Here is a 19,379-nt window from a genome sequence, read left to right as displayed (position 1 = left end):
TTATCTAACCTGAACAATTAGATTATAACAGGAAAAAGAAATGAAAGCTCAAAGCCTTGGCAGCCACCAGCATAGCTGGTGGTTTTCTTGTTTTTCTCTTCGAGAAAAACTGGCTCGAAGCCATAATAAAATAAAAGTTTAGGAGGACAAGGGGATGAATAAGTTTTTATTTTTCCTAGAACACACCCTGGCACCCATTGGTGAGAGAGTGGGCAATCATCGCCACTTAAAAGCGATCAGGGAAGGATTTATGATGGCCATGCCACTGGTATTGGTAGGGTCAGTATTCTTGCTGTTGATTAACTGGCCTCAGGAAGGATTTAAAATCTTCTTAACCAATGTTGGTCTGATGGATATTTTAACAACTATGAACCAAAGCACGATGGCGATTATTTCTCTAGCTGCTTGCTTTGGCATTGCTTATCGCTTATCTGAAAGCTATGGAACAGACGCTCCCTCTGCTGGGATTTTAGCTCTCTCAAGTTTCATCTTGATGGCGCCCCGTTTTACTACTCAGGTTTTTACCGAAAGTGGCGAGCAGGTCTCTCAAACTTTTGGAGGAGCGATTCCATTTGGTAGCTTGAACGCTAATGCCTTGTTCGTGGCGATTACAGTGGGCTTAATCACGGCAGAGATCTACCGAATCTTTATCCAAAAAGGGATTATTATTAAGATGCCCAAGAACGTCCCAGATGCAGTGAGCAAATCGTTTTCGGCTCTGCTACCAGCACTGACAGCTTTTGTTTTCTGGGCGGCAGTCTTGAAGGGCTTGCAACTCGCAGGCATTGAAGGTGGTTTAGGAGCGGTTCTAGGTTTGATCGTAGGAACTCCACTCCGAATGATTGCTGGGACTTTGCCAGGTATGGTGCTCGTTGTTTTAGTGAATTCCCTATTCTGGTTCTGTGGTGTGAATGGCGGCCAGGTTCTCAATGCTTTTGTAGATCCTGTTTGGTTGGCCTTTACAGAAGAAAATCAAGCGGCAGCGATAGCCGGTGAGACTCTCCCACATATTATCACGCTACCATTTAAGGATTTGTTTGTATTTATCGGCGGGGGTGGAGCAACGGTTGGTCTGGCTCTCTGCTTATTCTTATTCAGTAAGAGCCGTTCTTATAAAACACTCGGTCGTCTATCGTTTATTCCATCGCTCTTTAATATCAATACAGCTATTCTCTTTAGTTTTCCGACCGTTTTAAATCCCATTATGATGATTCCATTTGTCTTGACGCCGACTGTAAATGCGATGATTACTTACTTTGCAATGGTAACTGGCCTAGTCCCTCTCACTACTGGAGTTGTACTCCCTTGGACTATGCCACCTATCATTGGTGGCTTCTTAGCGACAGGAGGTAGCTGGCAAGGGGCGGTTCTGCAACTTGTTTTAATCGCAGTATCATTTGCTATTTACTACCCATTCTTTAAAGTTGCCGATCGTAACATGCTAGAAAAAGAATTACGTGATTAGAAAGTGGAGTACCTATGTTCATTACAATATATGACGCAGTAAAAAATACCTCATCTCGACATGCAGTAGAGGAGTTAATCTATTATTTAGGGAAATTGTTTGAGGCTTCTGTAACAGAAGTAGATGTGCTTACAGAGGCGATGATTGTCCTCAACATGCAGGTAGACGACTATGAAAAGGATCATATTTCAATCCAACTCAAGGACGGTGTTGGTGAAATCACAGCCAATTCAAAGGTTGCCCTTTTGATTGGAGTCTATCGCCTCGTTAGTGAATTTGGGGTTATCTTTTTAAGACCCGGAAGAAAGAATGAATTCATTCCTTCCCTTTCTGAGGAATGTTGGAAAGAAAAAAGGATAGAAATTGATGAAGTGGCTAGTTATCAACACAGGGGTGTTTGTATAGAAGGTGCCGATTCTTATGAAAATATTGCCGATTTTTTAGACTGGCTACCTAAAATTAAGATGAACTCTTTCTTTATCCAGTTTGAAAATCCCTATTCCTTCCTCAAACGTTGGTACGACCATGAGTTTAATCCCTATCTGGAGAAAGAACCATTTAATTCAGAAATCGCTCAAGAAATGAGTGATCGTTTGGATGAGGAGCTTGCAAAGCGTGGCCTACTTCACCACAGGGTGGGGCATGGCTGGACGGGTGAGGTGCTGGGCTATTCCTCTAAGTATGGTTGGGAGTCGGGTGTCACCTTACCCGATGAGAAGAAGCCGCTGGTAGCCGAGCTAAATGGTAAGCGTGACTTATATGACACGGCTCCTATTTTGACCAGTCTGTGTTTCTCTAATCCAGAAGTTGGGAATAAAATGGTTGACTTAATCGTTGACTATGCAAAAAAACGTCCTGATGTAGATTACCTTCACGTGTGGTTATCCGATGCTCGTAACAATATATGTGAGTGTTCAGAGTGCCAAAAAGATATTCCAGCAGATCAATATATTCGTATCCTAAATCAGTTAGACGAGGCATTGACTAATGAAGGACTTCCGACAAAGATTTGTTTCCTACTCTATCATGAATTGCTATTTGCTCCTCAAAAAGAAGTTGTAAACAATCCAGAGCGTTTCACGATGATGTTTGCGCCGATTACGCGAACCTTTGAAAGGAGTTACGCAGATGTAGATTATGACACCGGGATTCCTATACCAAAAGAATACCGTCGCAATCAGATGGTTTTGCCAAATTCATTGGAAGAAAATCTTTCCTATCTGTTCAACTGGCAGAAGATGTTTAAGGGAGATAGTTTTGTCTACGACTATCCGCTTGGACGAGCTCACTATGGGGATCTAGGGTATATGAAAATCAGCAAGGTAATCTATCGTGATATTCAATTTCTAGGCCGCCTACATCTAAATGGTTATATTAGCTGTCAAGAACTGCGTGCAGGCTTTCCTCATAACTTCCCTAATTATACAATGGGGCAAATGCTGTGGAATGATAAGCTAGATTATGAAGATTTAAAAGAAGAGTATTTCAGTGCTATGTATGGTACGGATTGGCAGCTGGTTACTACTTATTTGGAAAAACTTTCTGACTATTCCTCCTGTGACTACTTCAATGCAATCGGTTCAAGACAACAGGTTGAACTTTCTGGACAGTACAAGGTATCAAGTGATTTGGCCTATAACTTTATCAATACACTAGAAGAACATGTCACCAAAGAAACAGGAATTCAAAAACAAGAATGGCGCCAGCTAGGGTATCACAGGCAACTTATCATTAAGTTGGCACATGCGTTACATCTAATGGCAGGGGGGCGACATTTGGAAGGTCAAATTGCCTGGCGTGATGTCTTAGATTTTGTCCGAAATCATGAAATGAATTTCCAACAACACCTAGATGTGTATCGCATTATTGAAGTAGCTAAAAACTATGCTGGCTTTACATTATAATACTCAATAAAATCAAAAGTAGACTAGGAAATAAGACAAGATACAAAGGGCATTAAGCGAGTAAAGCAAAAATAGAAGTTTTGACGAGTTGATCAAGTATCCTTTTGATTTTTGAAGAGTATTAGAATATGAGTGAAGGAGGAGAGAGGTTTGCAAGGGAAAAGAGTTCTTATTTGTGGTGTTATTTCCATCTGTTTCTTGTTTATTGTTGCCCAATTCACTTGGTATCGTTCTTTTATACCAGAAGTTTTTACTGTTCCTTATCGTACAGCTGTTGAGCAGGAGTATCGTTTAAAGTATGAAGAAGCAGGTTTACCTGTACCTAGTAAAAACTTTTGGACATCAGAGATAGGCGGGCTTACGCCACAAGGTGTATTGGAGCAAAGGAAAAAACGTCTCTATCAGGAATTTACCTTATTAGAAAAAGAAACCAAGCAATTAGGAGGAGCTACAGAGAATCTTCGATTAGATGGAGCAGGTTGGCAGGAAATATCTGAGACGATGGCGAGTAACCGCCAGTTTATCAAAGATAGCTGGATCAACCAGTTGGAGGACGCGGATATTCTTGCCTATTACCAGAAGCATATTGACCGATTTTCGGAGCAAGCACCTATCAAAGGGAAGCTCTCTTTTTGGCAGAATGGAGTAGAAATCTGGAATAAGGAAGTCGATATATCAGCCGAAACGGTACGTATGGTTACAGAGCAGTATCCCGAACTTGATCTGATTCTCCCCCAGATAGTGGCTGGGGATCGTGAAAGTTGGCAAAGAGATGGAGGCGTGTATCAGTTTGTATGCACAGATAGACAAGACGGGATGCCTCTTCCCTTTGAAGAAGTGATAGAAGCAGTAGCAAGCCAGTTGGTAGAAGAAAAGTTGAATCACTGGTTGGAGGCCAAACTAGGAGGAGAAACAGAAGGTGAGAGTCCTCGAACATTAAAAAGATAGTGCTTCCCTGCTAATACTCAAAAAAATCAGAAAGAAGAAAATAATATGAAAAAGAAATGGATATGGCTCTTGTTGCTGTCATCGTGTACCCTCCTACAGAGTCCGTCAACAGTTAGGACTGAAGATAGGACAGAACAGCCTAACAGCAACCAAGATCAAGTTGAACAAAGACGCTATACAGCAAGGTTAAAAGTAAATACAGATGGTACTGAAAATGCAGCAGGTGGAAGTCTGGTAGCGAAAGATAATAAGCTCTCAGGTGGAGAAGGGACAATAGTTGAGTTAATTCCCAGAGCAAATCCCGGCTATCGATTTGTTGGCTACACTTCCTTTAGAGAGGATAATGGCATGAGTACCGACGGCTTGATGCCGATAGAAAATAATCGTTTTGAATTATCTGAAAAAATTGGTGATGTAACGGTCTATGCGCATTTTGAAACCATTAAGATGGATGAAAACACCTATTTTTCAGATGATTTCTCGGTCTGGAATCCGGATATCTATACCATAGAAGGTCAGAGTAGGGCATTGAGGGTAGAAAATAGTCATCTAGTGCTTTCACCGAGTGAGAGGATTACCTTGATACCGAATGTTGGAAAAGAAATCCCTGTTTCTGAAACGGTGGGGTATCAAATAAATCTTGGATTACAGCAACTGGCACCTATTAAACCTTGGAATACGATGCGCATTATCTTTTGTCAGCAACCAGATGGCAGTTATTACGCCTTGGAAGTAAATGGTAAAAAAGCCTATGTAAAAAAACTGGCCAGTCTGGATGCAGGGATTCAAAGTGGAGAGATATTGGGAGAAGCAGTTCAGTTTGAATTGGGAGGAGAGTCCCATCGATTTGAGATGACAGTTACTGGCAACAAGGTTTCAGTGATGGATAATGCTAGTCCTCTGTTGAGTTATACTGGTGAAGGGGACTTTGAAGCTAGCCGTCTATTTGTGGCATTTCAAATGGTTAGCACAGGACGTATCATTTCCTTGGATTCCTTTACCATTACAAAGCACCAACAAAAGAAGAAACTGCGAATCCTCAGCCGGATAGATGGTGTGGAAGATAGTCTTGCTACAGCCGGGATAGTATCAGCGCTAAATAACGAAGTCAGCAGTGGAGATACCTTGGTGATTGACGTAACCGAAAAATACGGGTATCGCTTCCTTGGCTTTAGGGATAGGGAAGGGAGCCCGATTGATTTGGCTACTTATCAAGTGCCTGCTTCAGAGACAGAAGAGCTACTCCTTTATGCTGATTTTAGTAAGGTGGAGCCAGCTGCCACGAAGGCACGAGATTACTATGTGGACTCAGTCAGTGGATCAGATACCAATGACGGTAGTGAGAAATCCCCGTACAGAACCCTAAAAGCGCTCCATACAAAAGACCTGTCTCCGGGTGATCGGATTTTATTAAAAGCTGGAAGTGTTTACAATGGCTTGGAGGCGGCCTTAACATTTAAGGGGTCTGGAACGCAGGAGCAACCTATCTATGTCGGCATGTATGGTGAGGGAGCAAAACCTGTTTTAAATGGAGAAGGAAAAGTAGAAGATTTAGTATCACTGTTTAATCAAGAATATATCACGATTGAAAATCTTGAATTAACCAACCTAAGCCCAGAGTTTTCTACTTCGTTTCGGTTGAACGGTAATAATAATAAGAGCAAGGCGCTCCGTGCGATCAATGTTTCGGCAAAAAATTTTGGCGTAGTTCACAATATTACCTTACGGAATCTCTATATTCATGATATTAACGGAAAACTCAATCTAAAAAATGGAATGGTGGTATTTTCTTTGATGTCAAAGCAGATCTAGTAGCTGGTCAACTGACAGGGATTCCAACCAAGTACGATGGTGTATTGATTGAAAACAATGTGATAGAGCGTGTAGATAGATCGGCGATGAAATTGGTTAGTTCTGCTTGGAGCAACCAATCTACTAAGAATAATCCAGGACTTCCTATAAATTGGTATCCCTCTACAAACGTTGTCGTCCGCAACAACCGGATCGATAAGGCAGGAGGAGATGCTATTACTGTCCGCGATACAGATGGTGCCTTGGTGGAATACAATAAGGTGTCGGACTCTCGCTATCAAAATACAGGCTATAATGCAGGAATTTGGCCCTTCCAAGCGACCAACACCGTTATTCAGTATAATGAAGTTTATCGGACGAGGGGAGTACAAGATGGACAAGGTCTGGACAATGACCATGTGTCGACCAACACCGTTATGCAGTACAATTATAGCCACGATAACGAAGGTGGCTTTATGCTAGTCATGAATGGTTTTCCTCATGTTTCGCCCACTATTCGCTACAATATCAGTCAGAACGATAAAGATAAGACTATAGAGTTTGCGCGTGGGACGCCAGCCGGAGTTGTATTCTATAATAACACCCTGTACTCTGCTAGTAAACTGGCTGGTCGGGCAGGTATTATTGATATGCCAAATACGAAAGCAGGGACGGGAAATAGGCATGCCTTCTTCTTCAACAATATTTTCTATTATCCTCAAAATGAATCTTTCTTTGTCGAACGTAGTGATGCTAAACAACAGATGGATAAGTTTCACTTTTACAACAATGCTTACTGGGGAGTGACTCCCCCTGTTCAAGAAAAACAGGCGATTACAGGCATAGCAGCTCTCAGCGGTATCGATGCTATTCCAGAGGAAACAGGTAGTCTTTCGCCCCGAGCAGGCCAGTATCTGAGTTCAGAGCTAGCGGCGTATAAATTGAATAGCGAGGATAGCAAACTTATCAATAGTGGTGTTAGCCTCCAGGATGCCATTGAGCATTTTTATAACGAATTAAAGATTGTCAATAGGCAACCGATTTCTGAAGAACAGCGACTAAGCCTATCGCCGACAGAACTGTTTGAGTTAGCAAGCCGTAGGACTAGCGTGGATGCCATTGCCCAAACTTACCCAGCCATAGCGACTGTTACCTATGGGACAGACTTCTTTGGAACAGCTTTACCATCGAGCAATCTCTCTCTTGGAGCTTCCCAGTATCTTGATAGGTCAGCTAAAGAAGGAAACAGTAACCCCGTTCCTGATAAAAGAGTAGCCTCTGTTGAGGAAATGAACGGAAGGAATGAATAGTCGGGGAAACCATTATTTAAACGAGAAGTGGTGAGACTGAGGTAGTGAAAGAAGAGTAAATAATATTCTTCAAAACTCAAAAGGATACGTCGTCAAGAGCCTCGATGGATTGAACACTCCACTAGAGGCTCTCAGCTCTCTTTGTTCTGTGTTAGTCAAAAGGAGGTAGGAGTTGAGAAAATGAGCTTGGCATTGAGTCCAGGCTCTTTTTGCAAGAGGGGATGATGGTGGTGGCGTTGACAGGAAAGATACTCAGCAGTCTTTCTACTTGCAGAGTGTCTTTTCTGATTTCAACACGTCCTGTTGTTTTTTTCAACATTTTTCCGAAATTTTGATATAATAAAGTAAAAAAGAGAAAGGGAAAGAGATGAACAAACAGGAGAGGTTGGAAGAAATTACGAGATTGGTTCATAAAAGGGGAACGATTCGCATTTCAGAGATTGTGGAGTTGTTGAATGTGACAGATATGACGGTCAGAAGAGACCTTAGTGAATTGGAAGAAAAGGGAATTTTGACAAAGATTCATGGCGGTGCTAGGAGTAATAAGGCTTTTCAACTAAGGGAGTTTTCTCATTCAGAAAAGCATGTTCAAAATATTGAGGCCAAGCGTTTTATCGCAGCAAAAGCAGCGCAGTTGATCGAAGACGGGGATACACTTTTTTTAGGGCCTGGAACAACGGTGGCTTGTCTAGCAGAGGCTATTACCAACTCTAAGCTAACGGTTATCACCAACTGTCTCCCTATATTCACTATCTTATCACAGAAGAAATCAGAAGATTTTCAGATTTTTTTGCTTGGTGGTGAGTGGCGTCAAGTGACCGAATCATTTGTCGGAGAGATGGCTAATACTGTACTAGAAAAGATGCATTTTAGCAAGATGTTTTTTAGTGGCAATGCAGTCAAGGGAAATGATGTCATGACTTCTACTCTGACCGAATCCTATACTCAGCAATTAGCTCTAAAGCATTCACTGGAAAAGTATCTCTTGATTGATACCAGCAAGATTGGGAAAGAAGATTTTACCACTTTTTGCCAATTAAAAGATGTCACAGCAGTGATTAGCGATCAGCTGGCAGATGACGAGCAGTACCGTTATTTGACAGCTTATACAGAAGTGATTAGCGAATAATGTTTGAAAAACAGTTGTTCCCTCGGGCAACTGTTTATTTTTGTCGTGTTTTTCAACAAAAATAAACAAAAATTGTTGACTTTATGATTGGTTTTGTGTATAATGCAAACATAAAAGCAAACTGCTTTTAACTGTTTTGCAAAACATTTTTTCCGGAAAAATAAACAAGACACATAAGGAGAAAACGATGACAATTATTATTGGTGCTGATCCAGCAGGAGAAAAACTCAAAAATGTTCTTCAGCATTTTCTGGTTGACCTAGGCCACTCAGTGCTTGATGTGAGTAGTGGTAAGGACTTTGTTGATACCACTTTAGCGATTGCACAAGAAGTAAATAGGCAGGAGGGTAATCTTGGAATTGCAGTCGATGCCTATGGTGTTGGTTCCTTTATGGCAGCGACAAAAATTAAAGGCATGATTGCTGCTGAAGTCTCAGATGAGCGCTCTGCTTATATGACACGTGGTCACAATAATTCTCGTATCATTACTCTCGGTAGCGAGATTGTTGGAGAGAGTCTAGCTAAAAATATCGTCAAAGGATTTGTAGAGGGAGTCTATGATGGTGGACGCCACCAAATTCGTGTTGATATGCTAAATAAGATGTGTTAAATCAAACATAGATGAAGGAGAAACAGATGAAAATTGCAGTTGGATGCGATCATATTGTGACCTATGAAAAAATTGCAGTGGTCAATTATTTGAAAAATCAGGGCTATGAGGTGCTTGATTGTGGGACTTATGACAGTGTCAGAACCCATTATCCTATCTTTGGAAAAAAGGTTGGAGAGGCAGTTGTCAGCGGTGAAGCAGACCTGGGAATCTGTATTTGTGGAACAGGTGTTGGTATTAACAATGCAGTGAATAAAGTACCGGGTGTTCGTTCAGCACTTGTTCGAGACATGACATCAGCCTTGTATGCTAAGACAGAATTAAATGCAAATGTCATTGGTTTTGGTGGGAAGGTGACTGGCGAATTGTTGATGTGTGACATTATTGAAGCCTTTATTCAGGCAGAATACCAACCGACAGCTGAAAATAAGCGTTTGATTGAAAAATTAGCAGGAATTGAAACCATCAATCAAGAGCAAGCAGACGGTGCTTTCTTTGATGAATTTATTGAAAAGTGGAATCGTGGTGAATACCGGGACTAATACATTGGTGCAAATCAAGTGGCACATGAATGGCGCTTGACTTAGTCTTTGTGTAGTTTATACTATTTCGTATACTGATTTGAAGATATTTTTGCAGTATAGTATCCTAAAAATAAAAAGGTGGAAGATAAGATGACAATAACCAATCAAAAGTATACCTTAATGGAAAAAGTTAGTAACTCAGCAGGCATTATTTCCGCTCTCGCCTTTGATCAGCGGGGGGCTTTGAAAAAAATGATGGCCAACTATCAAGACACAGAACCGACAGTTGAGGCTATTGAAACCTTGAAAAGTATCGTATCAGAAGAGTTGACGCCGTATTCCTCGTCTATCTTACTGGATCCAGAGTATGGACTCCCAGCTTCTCATATTCGGAATAGCCAGTCAGGTTTGCTCCTAGCCTATGAAAAGACAGGTTATGATGTTAGTACAACGAGTCGCCTACCGGATTGTCTGGTCGAGTGGTCGGTCAAACGCCTCAAAAAAGAAGGGGCAGATGCGATTAAATTCCTCCTATACTATGATGTGGATGGAGAACCTTACGTTAATCTACAAAAACATGCCTATATCGAACGCTTGGGTTCAGAATGTGCAGCAGAAGGCTTGCCATTTTTCCTAGAAATTTTGAGTTACGATGAGCAGATTCAAGATACCAGCAGCCCAGCATTTGCTAAGGTTAAACCAAGAAAGGTCATCGAAGCAATGCGAGTGTTCTCGGATCCATCTTTTGGAGTTGATGTTCTCAAGGTAGAAGTTCCTGTTAATATGGCTTACGTAGAAGGATTTAACCAAGAAAATGCCAGCGTGTATACAAGGGAAGAGGCGGCTGCCTATTTCAAACAGCAGGATGCAGCAACTCCCCTACCCTATATCTATTTAAGTGCAGGCGTGTCTGCTAGCCTTTTCCAAGAAACCTTAACATTTGCACACGAGGCTGGCGCAGCCTTTAATGGTGTCCTATGCGGTCGCGCTACATGGGCTGATGCTGTCCCAATCTATATGCAAGAAGGGGAAGAGGCAGCTCGAAATTGGTTGAGGACACAGGGGCGTCAAAACATCGAATCGCTCAATGAGGTTCTAGCGACAACAGCTTCTTCTTGGAAAAAACGTATAGGCTTGCATTTATAAAATGTAAAGGTTTACAAAAAAATTATTTCGTGATATAATTGTCTCAGTAGTTTATATATGGTGGATTGTAACTAAGAACATTAGGCAAGACCGCAGATGAATAAGGAGGGAAAATCCTTAGCTTATTTGTGGTCTTTTGTATTTTTAAAGATAAAGGAGACTAGTTTGTAGATGTATCGTACAACCTTTAAATAATAATGCGGCTTTAGTCAAAAATGAACGAGGGGAGCAGTCCGTTGTTATGGGAATGGGGGTTGCTTTTCAGAAGAAAAAGGGAGATTTGGTGACTAGTCATAAAATCGAAAAGATTTTTTCACTAAAGAATTCTGAATCTAATGATCATTTTTTAATGTTGCTGAAAGATGTCCCGTTAGACTTTATTACGGTTACTTATCAAGCTATTGATCAGTTATCGCAGCAATATGATTATCCTGTACAAGACTATATCTATATTACCTTAACGACTCATATTCATTGCGCCTATAAGGCGATTTTAGAGCAGTCTTATCAGGAAAGTAAGCTCCCGAACATGCTGCAAGACTATCCCATTGAATATCAGATGGCGACAGAAGCCTTGACCATTTTTCGCCAGAAAATTCTACGGGACTTCCCGGAAGATGAAATTGGTAGAATCGCTCTTCATTTTATCAATGCTAAAGGCGAGAAGGCGGAGGATCAGGTCCTAAAAGTAGAGACACTGCAGCAGGTCTTATCCTTGGTCGAAAAAGAATTAGCTACAAATGGGATTTTGAGAACGAAGGAAAATAGCAAGTTCTACGATCGCTTGATGGTCCATCTGACTTATTTTATCCGCTACTCAGATAGGGAAAAAGATGGAACATCATCATTGGAGCAGATGGCAGCCACCATGCAGTTGGCCTATCCAAAAGCCTATGATATAGGAGAACGAATCCATGATTTAATCACGCAGGAGTTAGGACGGAGTCCGAGCGAGAGCGAAAAAATGTATATCGTCCTTCACGTCCAACGTTTACTATAACACTGTCTCTTATAGTCTTTTTTTAGTTTGCTTTTAGTACTAGGCAACGAGCTGCAGGCTGTACTTAGAGTACGGCAAAGTGAGTTAACGAAGTAATAAAAGATAAACTAAACGACTATATCACACTATATCAAAAAGGAGAAAATAAAATGAATAGAGAAGAAATTACCTTGCTTGGTTTTGAAATCGTTGCCTTTGCAGGAGATGCCCGCTCCAAATTGTTGGAGGCTTTAACAGCCGCTCAGCAGGGGGATTTTGATCGAGCAGAGCAGCTAATCGCAGCCGCCAATGAGTGTATCGTAGAGGCCCATCATACTCAGACCTCCCTTCTGCAAAAAGAAGCAGCAGGAGACGATTTGGCCTTCAGTGTTACCTTGATGCATGGACAAGATCACTTAATGACGACCCTATTATTGAAAGACATGATGTCACATATCATTGAATTATACAAGAGAGGAAAGTAATATGAATCAGTTAATTGCACAAATCGAGCGTGGTAAACCTTTATTTGAAAAGATTTCGCGTAATATTTATCTGCGTGCCATTCGAGATGGTTTTATCGCTGCGATGCCGGCTATCCTATTTTCTAGTATCTTCTTGCTCATCGCCTTTGTTCCAAATATTTTTGGCTTTACCTGGTCGGATGAAACAGTGGGAATGATTATGAAGCCCTATGGCTATACTATGGGGATTGTTGCCGTATTGGTAGCAGGAACAACAGCTAAGTCCTTGACTGACAGCGTCAATCGCGACCTACCAAAGACCAATCAGATAAACTTCATTTCGACGATGATTGCTTCTATCTCTGCCTTCTTACTCTTAGCTTCAGACGGTATCGAAGGTGGCTTTGCGAATGGCTATATGGGAACCAAGGGGTTGCTGACAGCCTTCCTAGCGGCTTTTGTAACTGTCACTATCTACCGCATCTGCGTGAAAAATAATGTCACTATTCGGATGCCAGAAGAAGTTCCGCCAAATATTTCACAAGTATTTAAGGACATTATCCCATATGCGTTAACGATTCTAGGAATCTATGCGATTGATTTGGCTGTCCGTCAAGTAGTGGGAAGCAGTGTGGCTGAAGCTATTCTAAAACTCTTTGAGCCTTTATTTACAGCAGCAGACGGATACTTGGGAATTACCATTATTTTTGGAGCCTATGCCCTCTTCTGGTTCGTTGGGATTCACGGTCCATCTATCGTAGAACCTGCCATTGCAGCGATTATCTATGCCAACATTGAGACCAATTTCCAATTACTTCAAGCAGGTCAACATGCTGATAAAGTCTTAACATCCGGCACTCAGATGTTTATTGTTACCATGGGTGGTACAGGTGCTACCTTGGTGGTTCCATTTATGTTCATGTTCTTGTGTAAATCGAAGCGAAATAAGGCTATTGGACGTGCTTCTGTCGTTCCGACTTTCTTTGGTGTGAATGAGCCCATTTTGTTCGGTGCCCCTATCGTTCTCAATCCTGTTTTCTTCGTTCCCTTTATCTTAGCACCGATTGCCAATGTTTGGATTTTCAAGTTCTTCGTTGATGGATTGAAGATGAATAGTTTCAGTGTCAATTTACCATGGACAACGCCAGGTCCACTAGGAATTATCATGGGAACCAATTTTGCTCCCCTAGCCTTTCTTCTTGCAATTTTGCTGGTAGTAGTGGACGTTGTGATTTACTATCCGTTCTTAAAGGTATATGATCATCAAGTACTGGCAGAAGAAGAAGCTGGTAAGGCAAACAATCAGCTACATGAAAAGGTAGCTGCGAATTTTAATACTTCAAAGGCAGATGCCATACTTGAGCGTCAATTATCTGACAAAACCATCACCAAAGAAACCAATGTCTTGGTCTTATGTGCTGGTGGAGGAACCAGTGGCTTATTGGCCAATGCTCTTACGAAAGCTGCTCAAGAATATGGAGAGCCTGTAACAGCTGCGGCAGGAAGTTACGGAGCTCACCGTGAAATTCTACCAGAATATGACCTTGTGATTCTAGCTCCTCAGGTAGCTTCCAACTATGCGGATATGAAGCAGGAAACAGATGCCTTGCAGATTCGTCTAGCGAAAACAGAAGGGGCTGAGTATATCAAGCTAACACGAGATGGTAAGGGAGCCTTAGCATTTGTCAAGCAACAACTAGAAGACTAGAGGTGGAAGATGGTCAAACAATTACCGAAAGATTTTATTTTTGGCGGTGCTACGGCAGCCTACCAAGCAGAAGGAGCCACCCAAGTTGATGGCAAGGGAGCTGTTGCCTGGGATAAGTATTTAGCAGATCATTATTGGTATCGTGCCGATCCTGCTAGTGATTTCTATCATCGCTATCCAGTTGATTTAGAGTTGGCAGAACGATTTGGGGTCAATGGTATTCGGATTTCGATTGCTTGGTCTCGCATTTTTCCTACAGGATATGGAGAGGTTAATCCTAAAGGGGTAGCGTTTTATCATCGCTTATTTGCGGAATGCCATAAGCGCCATGTAGAACCCTTTGTGACCCTGCATCACTTTGATACTCCAGAAGCCTTGCATTCTCAAGGGGACTTTCTTAATCGGGCTACGATTGATCATTTTGTAGACTATGCAGCCTTTTGCTTTGAGGAATTTTCAGAAGTGAAGTTTTGGACAACCTTCAATGAGATTGGTCCAATCGGAGACGGTCAATATTTGGTGGGAAAATTCCCACCAGGTATCCAGTATGATTTAGCCAAGGTCTTTCAATCGCATCATAATATGATGGTGGCGCATGCTAGAGCTGTTAAACAGTTTAAAGATAAGGGGTATACAGGTGAGATTGGAGTTGTGCATGCCTTGCCAACCAAGTATCCCTATGATTCAGAAAATCCAGCCGATATTCGGGCAGCAGAACTAGAAGATATTATCCACAATCGCTTTATTTTGGATGCGACCTACTTGGGGAAATACTCGGAAGAGACCATGCAAGGAGTCCAGCATATCTTGGCGGTAAATGGCGGAGAGCTTGACTTGCGAGAGGAAGATTTTGCCTATTTGCAGGCTGCAAAAGATTTGAATGATTTTCTAGGCATCAATTACTATATGAGTGATTGGATGCGAGGTGATGCTGTAGAGGAGACAGAAATTACCCACAATGGAAAAGGTGTGAAGGGTGGTTCTAAGTATCAGATCAAGGGAGTTGGTCGCAGAGAATTTGAGGTAGATGTTCCAAGGACGGATTGGGATTGGATGATTTATCCGCAAGGATTGTACGACCAAATTATGCGAGTTACGACCCAGTATCCAAACTACAAAAAAATCTATATTACAGAAAACGGACTGGGATACAAGGATGAATTTGTAGATGGTACAGTCTATGATGATGCTAGGATTGACTATGTGAAGCAACATTTGAGCGTTATTTCTGATGCCATTGCCGCAGGGGCAAATGTCAAGGGTTACTTCCTTTGGTCCTTGATGGATGTCTTTTCATGGTCAAATGGCTATGAAAAGCGCTACGGACTTTTCTATGTTGACTTTGATACCCAAGAGCGCTATCCGAAAAAGAGTGCCTATTGGTATAAGCAAGTTGCAGAAAGCAAGGTAATCGAATAAGAATACCTCCGATTCTTAGAACGAGAGCAAGAGACTGGTCTTTATCAGACTCTTGTTTCTTTTTATATTGAGAGTGTATCCCATGCAAGTAACGAGTCCAGTGTCCATTTTCCAGCGCCTACTCACGCAGACAGGAGCTGAGGTAGTATTGTGATAAAAAAATCATTCCAACAAGGGTGCAAACTCCTAGAAGAGGCTGCTTATACTCTTTAAAAATCAAAAGGATACGTTGTCAAGAGTCTCGGTGAGTGAAAAGCTCCAGTGGAGGTTTTCAGCCTGTTCCCTTGAAATAGGGTGGAACAGAGTTCTACCTTCGTCGTCGTTTCCTAGTCTACTTTTGATTTTTATTGAGTATTATACTGTTGTTTCTCTTGCACGAGTGAATCGTTTTGAAAACGGTCAAGGTGTTTTTGGGGAGGCAGACCTTTAAGCAGAAATCGGAATAAGCAAGGAAACTGGAGGTAGCACTGACGTTTAGCAAGGTAAGGGCTACTCCATAAAAACCTGACCACCCGTCGAACAGGTGGTCAGGTTTTGTTAACGAGGAGTTGAGTTGTGTATTCAGCATCCGGGCTATTTTTCAATCGTCTGTAGCAATACCTCGGCAGTGGTGACTGGCAGGATGCGGACGCGGTTGAGGGTCAGTAGTCCGTCAGCAGCAGAAGCTAGCCCCTCGTTGGTAGTTACCCCGAGTTTGTAAGGGGTATTTTTTACCGTTTGAATGGTTTGTTCGGAGTAACGACCTGCCGGATAGGCCACTGCAATCGTTTCTTGATTGAGATGATAGTCTAGGTATTCCTTAGAGTCCTTTAGTTCAGCATACTGTGTCTCTGGTGTACTATATTCTAAATCGGGGTGGTTGACCGTATGACTTTGGAAAGACATACCGTTTTCTTTCATTTCTTTGATTTGCTCTAATGTTAAATGGTCAGCGCGAGTATCGGTGCTACCTGTGATGACATTGTTGGTTGCCTTCATATTGTACTGTTTGAGTAGTGGATAGGCGATACTATAGAAATCCCATAGGCTATCATCAAAGGTGAGCCAGACGATTTTCTTATTTTTAGGGAGGACATTTTCCGTCAAGATTTTATAGACTTCCTCAGGGGAAAGCGTATAGTATCCTGCTTTTTGGAATGCTTGAAGGTGGCTTTCAAAGGTAGTTGGATCGACAATCAGATTGGCGTTAGCAGCTTCTTCAGGAGCCATGACGTGGATAGCATGATACATGAGAATCGGAACGTTGACGGGTTCTGTTTGTTTTTCCCAGATGATGTCCTCGCCTGTTTCTTGCTCCATTGTACTAGCATTGTCTGTTGTTTGTGTGGTCGATGTCGAAGTTGTAGCGACTGTTTTCGTCTCTTGACTCTTAGGACTTGCGATTGCGAGAATATCCTCATGTTTGATATAGACAAGGAGAGCTAGTAGGACAATTAGTAGGGCGCTAATGATACCCCATAGGCGCTTAGTGCGGTCATGGTTTCGGTTGCGGGTTCGCCGTGATCGGCTTCTTTGTGAGGGCATAAGAATCTCCTTTTTATCATTATCTATTTATAGTATAGCAAATTTTTTGCCAACTGTTTCTATTATCTGATATAATAATAAAAATAGTTTTTTTAAGGAGTAGGTATGACAGTAAAGATTGGACTCTTAGGGTTTGGTACAGTAGCAAGCGGGCTACCGTTCTTACTACAGGAAAATGCAGAAAAGATTCAGCAAGCTGCTCAAGATGAGATTGACATTGCAAAGATTTTGGTACGAGATGATGCAGAAAAAGAACGCTTGGAAGCAGCAGGGTACGACTATCATTTTGTAACCAGTGTAGATGAAATTCTAGCTGATAACGAGATTCAAATTGTAGTAGAGTTAATGGGACGAATAGAGCCTGCCAAGACGTTTATTAGCCGTGCCTTGGAAGCTGGCAAGCATGTCGTCACAGCTAATAAGGACTTACTTGCGGTGCATGGGAAGTCCTTGCGAAGCCTTGCTACTCAGCATGGTGTGGCCCTGTATTATGAAGCAGCGGTTGCTGGTGGAATCCCGATTTTGCGGACTCTATCAAACTCATTTGTATCGGATAAAGTGACCCGTATCCTTGGCGTCTTGAATGGGACTTCTAACTTCATGATGACCAAAATGGTTGATGAGGGTTGGACCTATGAAAAAGCCTTGAAAACAGCCCAAGAATTAGGATATGCTGAGTCTGACCCCACAAATGACGTAGAAGGGATTGATGCCGCTTATAAGGCAGTTATTCTCAGCCAATTCGCCTTTGGCATGACCATCGAGTTTGACGATGTTGAACACAGGGGAATTTCAACGATTTCTCCAGAGGATGTGGCACTAGCCCAGGAATTAGGCTATGTCATCAAGTTGGTCGGTGACATTCGTGAAACAACTTCGGGCTTATCAGCCGAAGTGTCTCCTACCTTCTTGCCGAAAGCACATCCTTTGGCAAGTGTCAACGGTGTAATGAATGCTGTCTTTGTCGAGTCTATCGGTATCGGTCAATCGATGTACTATGGGCCAGGGGCAGGGCAAAAGCCGACCGCAGCTAGTGTAATGGCAGATATTATCCGCATTGTCCGTCGCTTGAAAGATCAGACTGTCGGTAAAGCCTTTAACGAATTTTCCCGTCCGCTTCAACTTGCGGCGCCTGAGGATGTCCGCAGTGAATATTATTTCTCGATTGTGGCACCTGATAAAAATGGTACCCTGTTGCAGTTGGCAGAGATCTTCAACGCAGAGGAAATCTCCTTTAAGCAAATTCTTCAGCAGGTGGCTGACGGTCATCAAGCGCGCTTGGTCATCATCACTCATAGCATGAGCAAGATCCAGCTAGAGAATGTGACCGCACGCTTAGCTAAAATGGAAGATTTCACTCTTCAAAATACCTTCAAAGTATTGGGGGAGTAAGATGAAAATAATTGTACCAGCAACGAGTGCTAATATCGGACCAGGGTTTGATTCGCTTGGAGTTGCCTTGTCCAAGTATCTAACCATCGAAGTCGTCAAAGCCCAGGAAGAATGGTTTGTCGAGCATGACTTAGAGTTTGTTCCGTCCGACGAGTACAATCTCTTAATTAAAACAGCCTTGAAAGTCTGCCCAGACTTGCAACCACACCATGTCCGCATGACCAGTGAGATTCCCTTGGCACGTGGCCTTGGCTCTTCAAGCTCTGTCATTGTAGCAGGGGTTGAACTGGCCAACCAATTAGCCAATCTGCAGCTGAGTGATGATGAAAAATTGCGTTTAGCAACGGAAATAGAAGGGCATCCTGATAACGTTGCTCCTGCTATTTTTGGTAACTTGGTGGTTTCAAGCTATGTTAATAAAAAAGTGGCAAAGATTGTGGCAGACTTTCCAGAAGCTAGCTTCATCGCCTTTATTCCTCATTATCCTTTGCGGACCAGCGAGAGTCGAGGGGTCTTGCCGACCCAGTTTTCATCAAAAAAGGCTGTCGCAGCAAGTGCGATTGCAAATGTCGCCATCGCAGCCTTATTGACAGGCGATTTGCTTGAGGCTGGAAAGGCCATTGAAGCTGACCTATTTCATGAACCTTTCCGTCAGAAGTTAGTGCGGGAATTTTATCCGATCCGACAATTAGGACACGAGTTGGGAGCCTATGCGACCTATCTATCTGGGGCGGGTCCGACGGTCATGGTCTTGGCAGAAAAAGCGAAAGAAATCGCAATAAAAGAAGCGATTGATGCCTTGCAACTAGATGGAGAATGTTTTATTTTAACAGTAGATCGGCAGGGGGTTCGTGTAGAAGCCTAGGGGAATGCAGGTTCTCGAATGCTATCCCTTTTTAGAAAAGGTAAGGTCGTTTTCCATAAACCGACGGCTGCGCTTCCTTAAATCCCGAACGCAAAGAGCGGGAGCAATCGTGATTCTATTATCTCGATTGTTCCTGCTCTCTTTTTTATTTTTTATCGTTTTTTATTGGGATTTTTGGTATAATGGACTGAATGTACTTTG

At 42.3% G+C, this 19,379-nt stretch carries 16 protein-coding genes; 15 read left to right on the top strand and 1 reads right to left on the bottom strand.

What is annotated here, in order from left to right; translation table 11 throughout:
* The first annotated feature begins 154 nt into the window (after positions 1–154).
* The 13 genes from BVE84_RS08815 to lacG all read left to right on the top strand — a co-directional run bounded on the left by BVE84_RS08815 (position 155) and on the right by lacG (position 15,397).
* The gene (locus BVE84_RS08815; RefSeq protein ID WP_076996657.1) at positions 155–1,465 is read left to right on the top strand and encodes a PTS sugar transporter subunit IIC; all 1,311 of its coding nucleotides are present in this window, start codon (positions 155–157) and stop codon (positions 1,463–1,465) included.
* A gap of 14 nt (positions 1,466–1,479) precedes the next feature.
* Complete coding sequence (locus BVE84_RS08810; protein WP_076996656.1) at positions 1,480–3,369, top strand: DUF4838 domain-containing protein; 1,890 nt, start codon at positions 1,480–1,482, stop codon at positions 3,367–3,369.
* 150 nt (positions 3,370–3,519) lie between these two features.
* Positions 3,520–4,317 carry a hypothetical protein gene (locus BVE84_RS08805; protein ID WP_076996655.1) on the top strand — a complete coding sequence of 266 codons (798 nt, stop codon included), beginning with the start codon at positions 3,520–3,522 and terminating at the stop codon, positions 4,315–4,317.
* A 45-nt stretch (positions 4,318–4,362) separates the two neighbouring features.
* Positions 4,363–6,129 carry a polysaccharide lyase domain-containing protein gene (locus BVE84_RS08800; RefSeq protein WP_076996654.1) on the top strand — a complete coding sequence of 589 codons (1,767 nt, stop codon included), beginning with the start codon at positions 4,363–4,365 and terminating at the stop codon, positions 6,127–6,129.
* 44 nt (positions 6,130–6,173) lie between these two features.
* Complete coding sequence (locus BVE84_RS08795) at positions 6,174–7,418, top strand: right-handed parallel beta-helix repeat-containing protein (protein WP_135017434.1); 1,245 nt, start codon at positions 6,174–6,176, stop codon at positions 7,416–7,418.
* Positions 7,419–7,785: 367 nt separating this feature from the next.
* Entirely contained in the window at positions 7,786–8,547 is a 762-nt protein-coding gene (locus tag BVE84_RS08790) for a DeoR/GlpR family DNA-binding transcription regulator (RefSeq protein ID WP_076996652.1), read from the top strand.
* A gap of 187 nt (positions 8,548–8,734) precedes the next feature.
* On the top strand, positions 8,735–9,157 hold the full coding sequence (lacA, locus tag BVE84_RS08785) for a galactose-6-phosphate isomerase subunit LacA (RefSeq protein WP_076996651.1): 423 nt from the start codon (positions 8,735–8,737) through the stop codon (positions 9,155–9,157).
* A gap of 26 nt (positions 9,158–9,183) precedes the next feature.
* Positions 9,184–9,699, top strand: a complete 516-nt coding sequence (gene lacB / locus BVE84_RS08780; protein ID WP_076996650.1) for a galactose-6-phosphate isomerase subunit LacB — start codon at positions 9,184–9,186, stop codon at positions 9,697–9,699.
* A 132-nt stretch (positions 9,700–9,831) separates the two neighbouring features.
* The gene (gene lacD, locus BVE84_RS08775) at positions 9,832–10,827 is read left to right on the top strand and encodes a tagatose-bisphosphate aldolase (RefSeq protein WP_076996649.1); all 996 of its coding nucleotides are present in this window, start codon (positions 9,832–9,834) and stop codon (positions 10,825–10,827) included.
* 175 nt (positions 10,828–11,002) lie between these two features.
* Positions 11,003–11,827 carry a PRD domain-containing protein gene (locus BVE84_RS08770; RefSeq protein WP_076996648.1) on the top strand — a complete coding sequence of 275 codons (825 nt, stop codon included), beginning with the start codon at positions 11,003–11,005 and terminating at the stop codon, positions 11,825–11,827.
* A 149-nt stretch (positions 11,828–11,976) separates the two neighbouring features.
* The gene (locus BVE84_RS08765) at positions 11,977–12,291 is read left to right on the top strand and encodes a PTS lactose/cellobiose transporter subunit IIA (RefSeq protein ID WP_076996647.1); all 315 of its coding nucleotides are present in this window, start codon (positions 11,977–11,979) and stop codon (positions 12,289–12,291) included.
* Position 12,292: 1 nt separating this feature from the next.
* Positions 12,293–13,978 (top strand): lactose-specific PTS transporter subunit EIIC, encoded by a 1,686-nt coding sequence (locus BVE84_RS08760; RefSeq protein WP_076996646.1) that lies wholly within the window; start codon positions 12,293–12,295, stop codon positions 13,976–13,978.
* A gap of 9 nt (positions 13,979–13,987) precedes the next feature.
* Entirely contained in the window at positions 13,988–15,397 is a 1,410-nt protein-coding gene (gene lacG / locus BVE84_RS08755) for a 6-phospho-beta-galactosidase (RefSeq protein ID WP_076996645.1), read from the top strand.
* Between the two features lie 573 nt (positions 15,398–15,970).
* Here the strand turns inward: lacG and BVE84_RS08750 are convergent.
* Positions 15,971–16,921 (bottom strand): polysaccharide deacetylase family protein, encoded by a 951-nt coding sequence (locus BVE84_RS08750; RefSeq protein WP_076996644.1) that lies wholly within the window; start codon positions 16,919–16,921, stop codon positions 15,971–15,973.
* Positions 16,922–17,026: 105 nt separating this feature from the next.
* Between BVE84_RS08750 and BVE84_RS08745 the strand changes: the two genes are divergently transcribed.
* Together BVE84_RS08745 and thrB are read left to right on the top strand one after the other, a co-directional pair.
* A complete protein-coding gene (locus BVE84_RS08745; protein WP_076996643.1) occupies positions 17,027–18,313 on the top strand; it encodes a homoserine dehydrogenase in 1,287 nt (428 codons plus the stop codon).
* Position 18,314: 1 nt separating this feature from the next.
* A complete protein-coding gene (gene thrB / locus BVE84_RS08740) occupies positions 18,315–19,178 on the top strand; it encodes a homoserine kinase (RefSeq protein WP_076996642.1) in 864 nt (287 codons plus the stop codon).
* Positions 19,179–19,379 lie beyond the last annotated feature (201 nt).

Source organism: Streptococcus azizii, from assembly GCF_001984715.1.
Lineage (GTDB): Bacteria > Bacillota > Bacilli > Lactobacillales > Streptococcaceae > Streptococcus > Streptococcus azizii.
Note: the sequence above shows the minus strand (reverse complement) of the source record. Positions and strands in the feature narration are given on the sequence as shown.

What these genes read in the sequence shown, in the direction of transcription:
- BVE84_RS08815 (WP_076996657.1), top strand. Translation starts at nt 155, where the DNA reads ATGAATAAGTTTTTATTTTTCCTAGAACACACCCTGGCACCCATTGGT.
- BVE84_RS08810 (WP_076996656.1), top strand. Translation starts at nt 1,480, where the DNA reads ATGTTCATTACAATATATGACGCAGTAAAAAATACCTCATCTCGACAT.
- BVE84_RS08800 (WP_076996654.1), top strand. Translation starts at nt 4,363, where the DNA reads ATGAAAAAGAAATGGATATGGCTCTTGTTGCTGTCATCGTGTACCCTC.
- BVE84_RS08790 (WP_076996652.1), top strand. Translation starts at nt 7,786, where the DNA reads ATGAACAAACAGGAGAGGTTGGAAGAAATTACGAGATTGGTTCATAAA.
- lacA (WP_076996651.1), top strand. Translation starts at nt 8,735, where the DNA reads ATGACAATTATTATTGGTGCTGATCCAGCAGGAGAAAAACTCAAAAAT.
- lacB (WP_076996650.1), top strand. Translation starts at nt 9,184, where the DNA reads ATGAAAATTGCAGTTGGATGCGATCATATTGTGACCTATGAAAAAATT.
- lacD (WP_076996649.1), top strand. Translation starts at nt 9,832, where the DNA reads ATGACAATAACCAATCAAAAGTATACCTTAATGGAAAAAGTTAGTAAC.
- BVE84_RS08765 (WP_076996647.1), top strand. Translation starts at nt 11,977, where the DNA reads ATGAATAGAGAAGAAATTACCTTGCTTGGTTTTGAAATCGTTGCCTTT.
- BVE84_RS08760 (WP_076996646.1), top strand. Translation starts at nt 12,293, where the DNA reads ATGAATCAGTTAATTGCACAAATCGAGCGTGGTAAACCTTTATTTGAA.
- lacG (WP_076996645.1), top strand. Translation starts at nt 13,988, where the DNA reads ATGGTCAAACAATTACCGAAAGATTTTATTTTTGGCGGTGCTACGGCA.
- BVE84_RS08750 (WP_076996644.1), bottom strand. Translation starts at nt 16,921, where the DNA reads ATGCCCTCACAAAGAAGCCGATCACGGCGAACCCGCAACCGAAACCAT.
- BVE84_RS08745 (WP_076996643.1), top strand. Translation starts at nt 17,027, where the DNA reads ATGACAGTAAAGATTGGACTCTTAGGGTTTGGTACAGTAGCAAGCGGG.
- thrB (WP_076996642.1), top strand. Translation starts at nt 18,315, where the DNA reads ATGAAAATAATTGTACCAGCAACGAGTGCTAATATCGGACCAGGGTTT.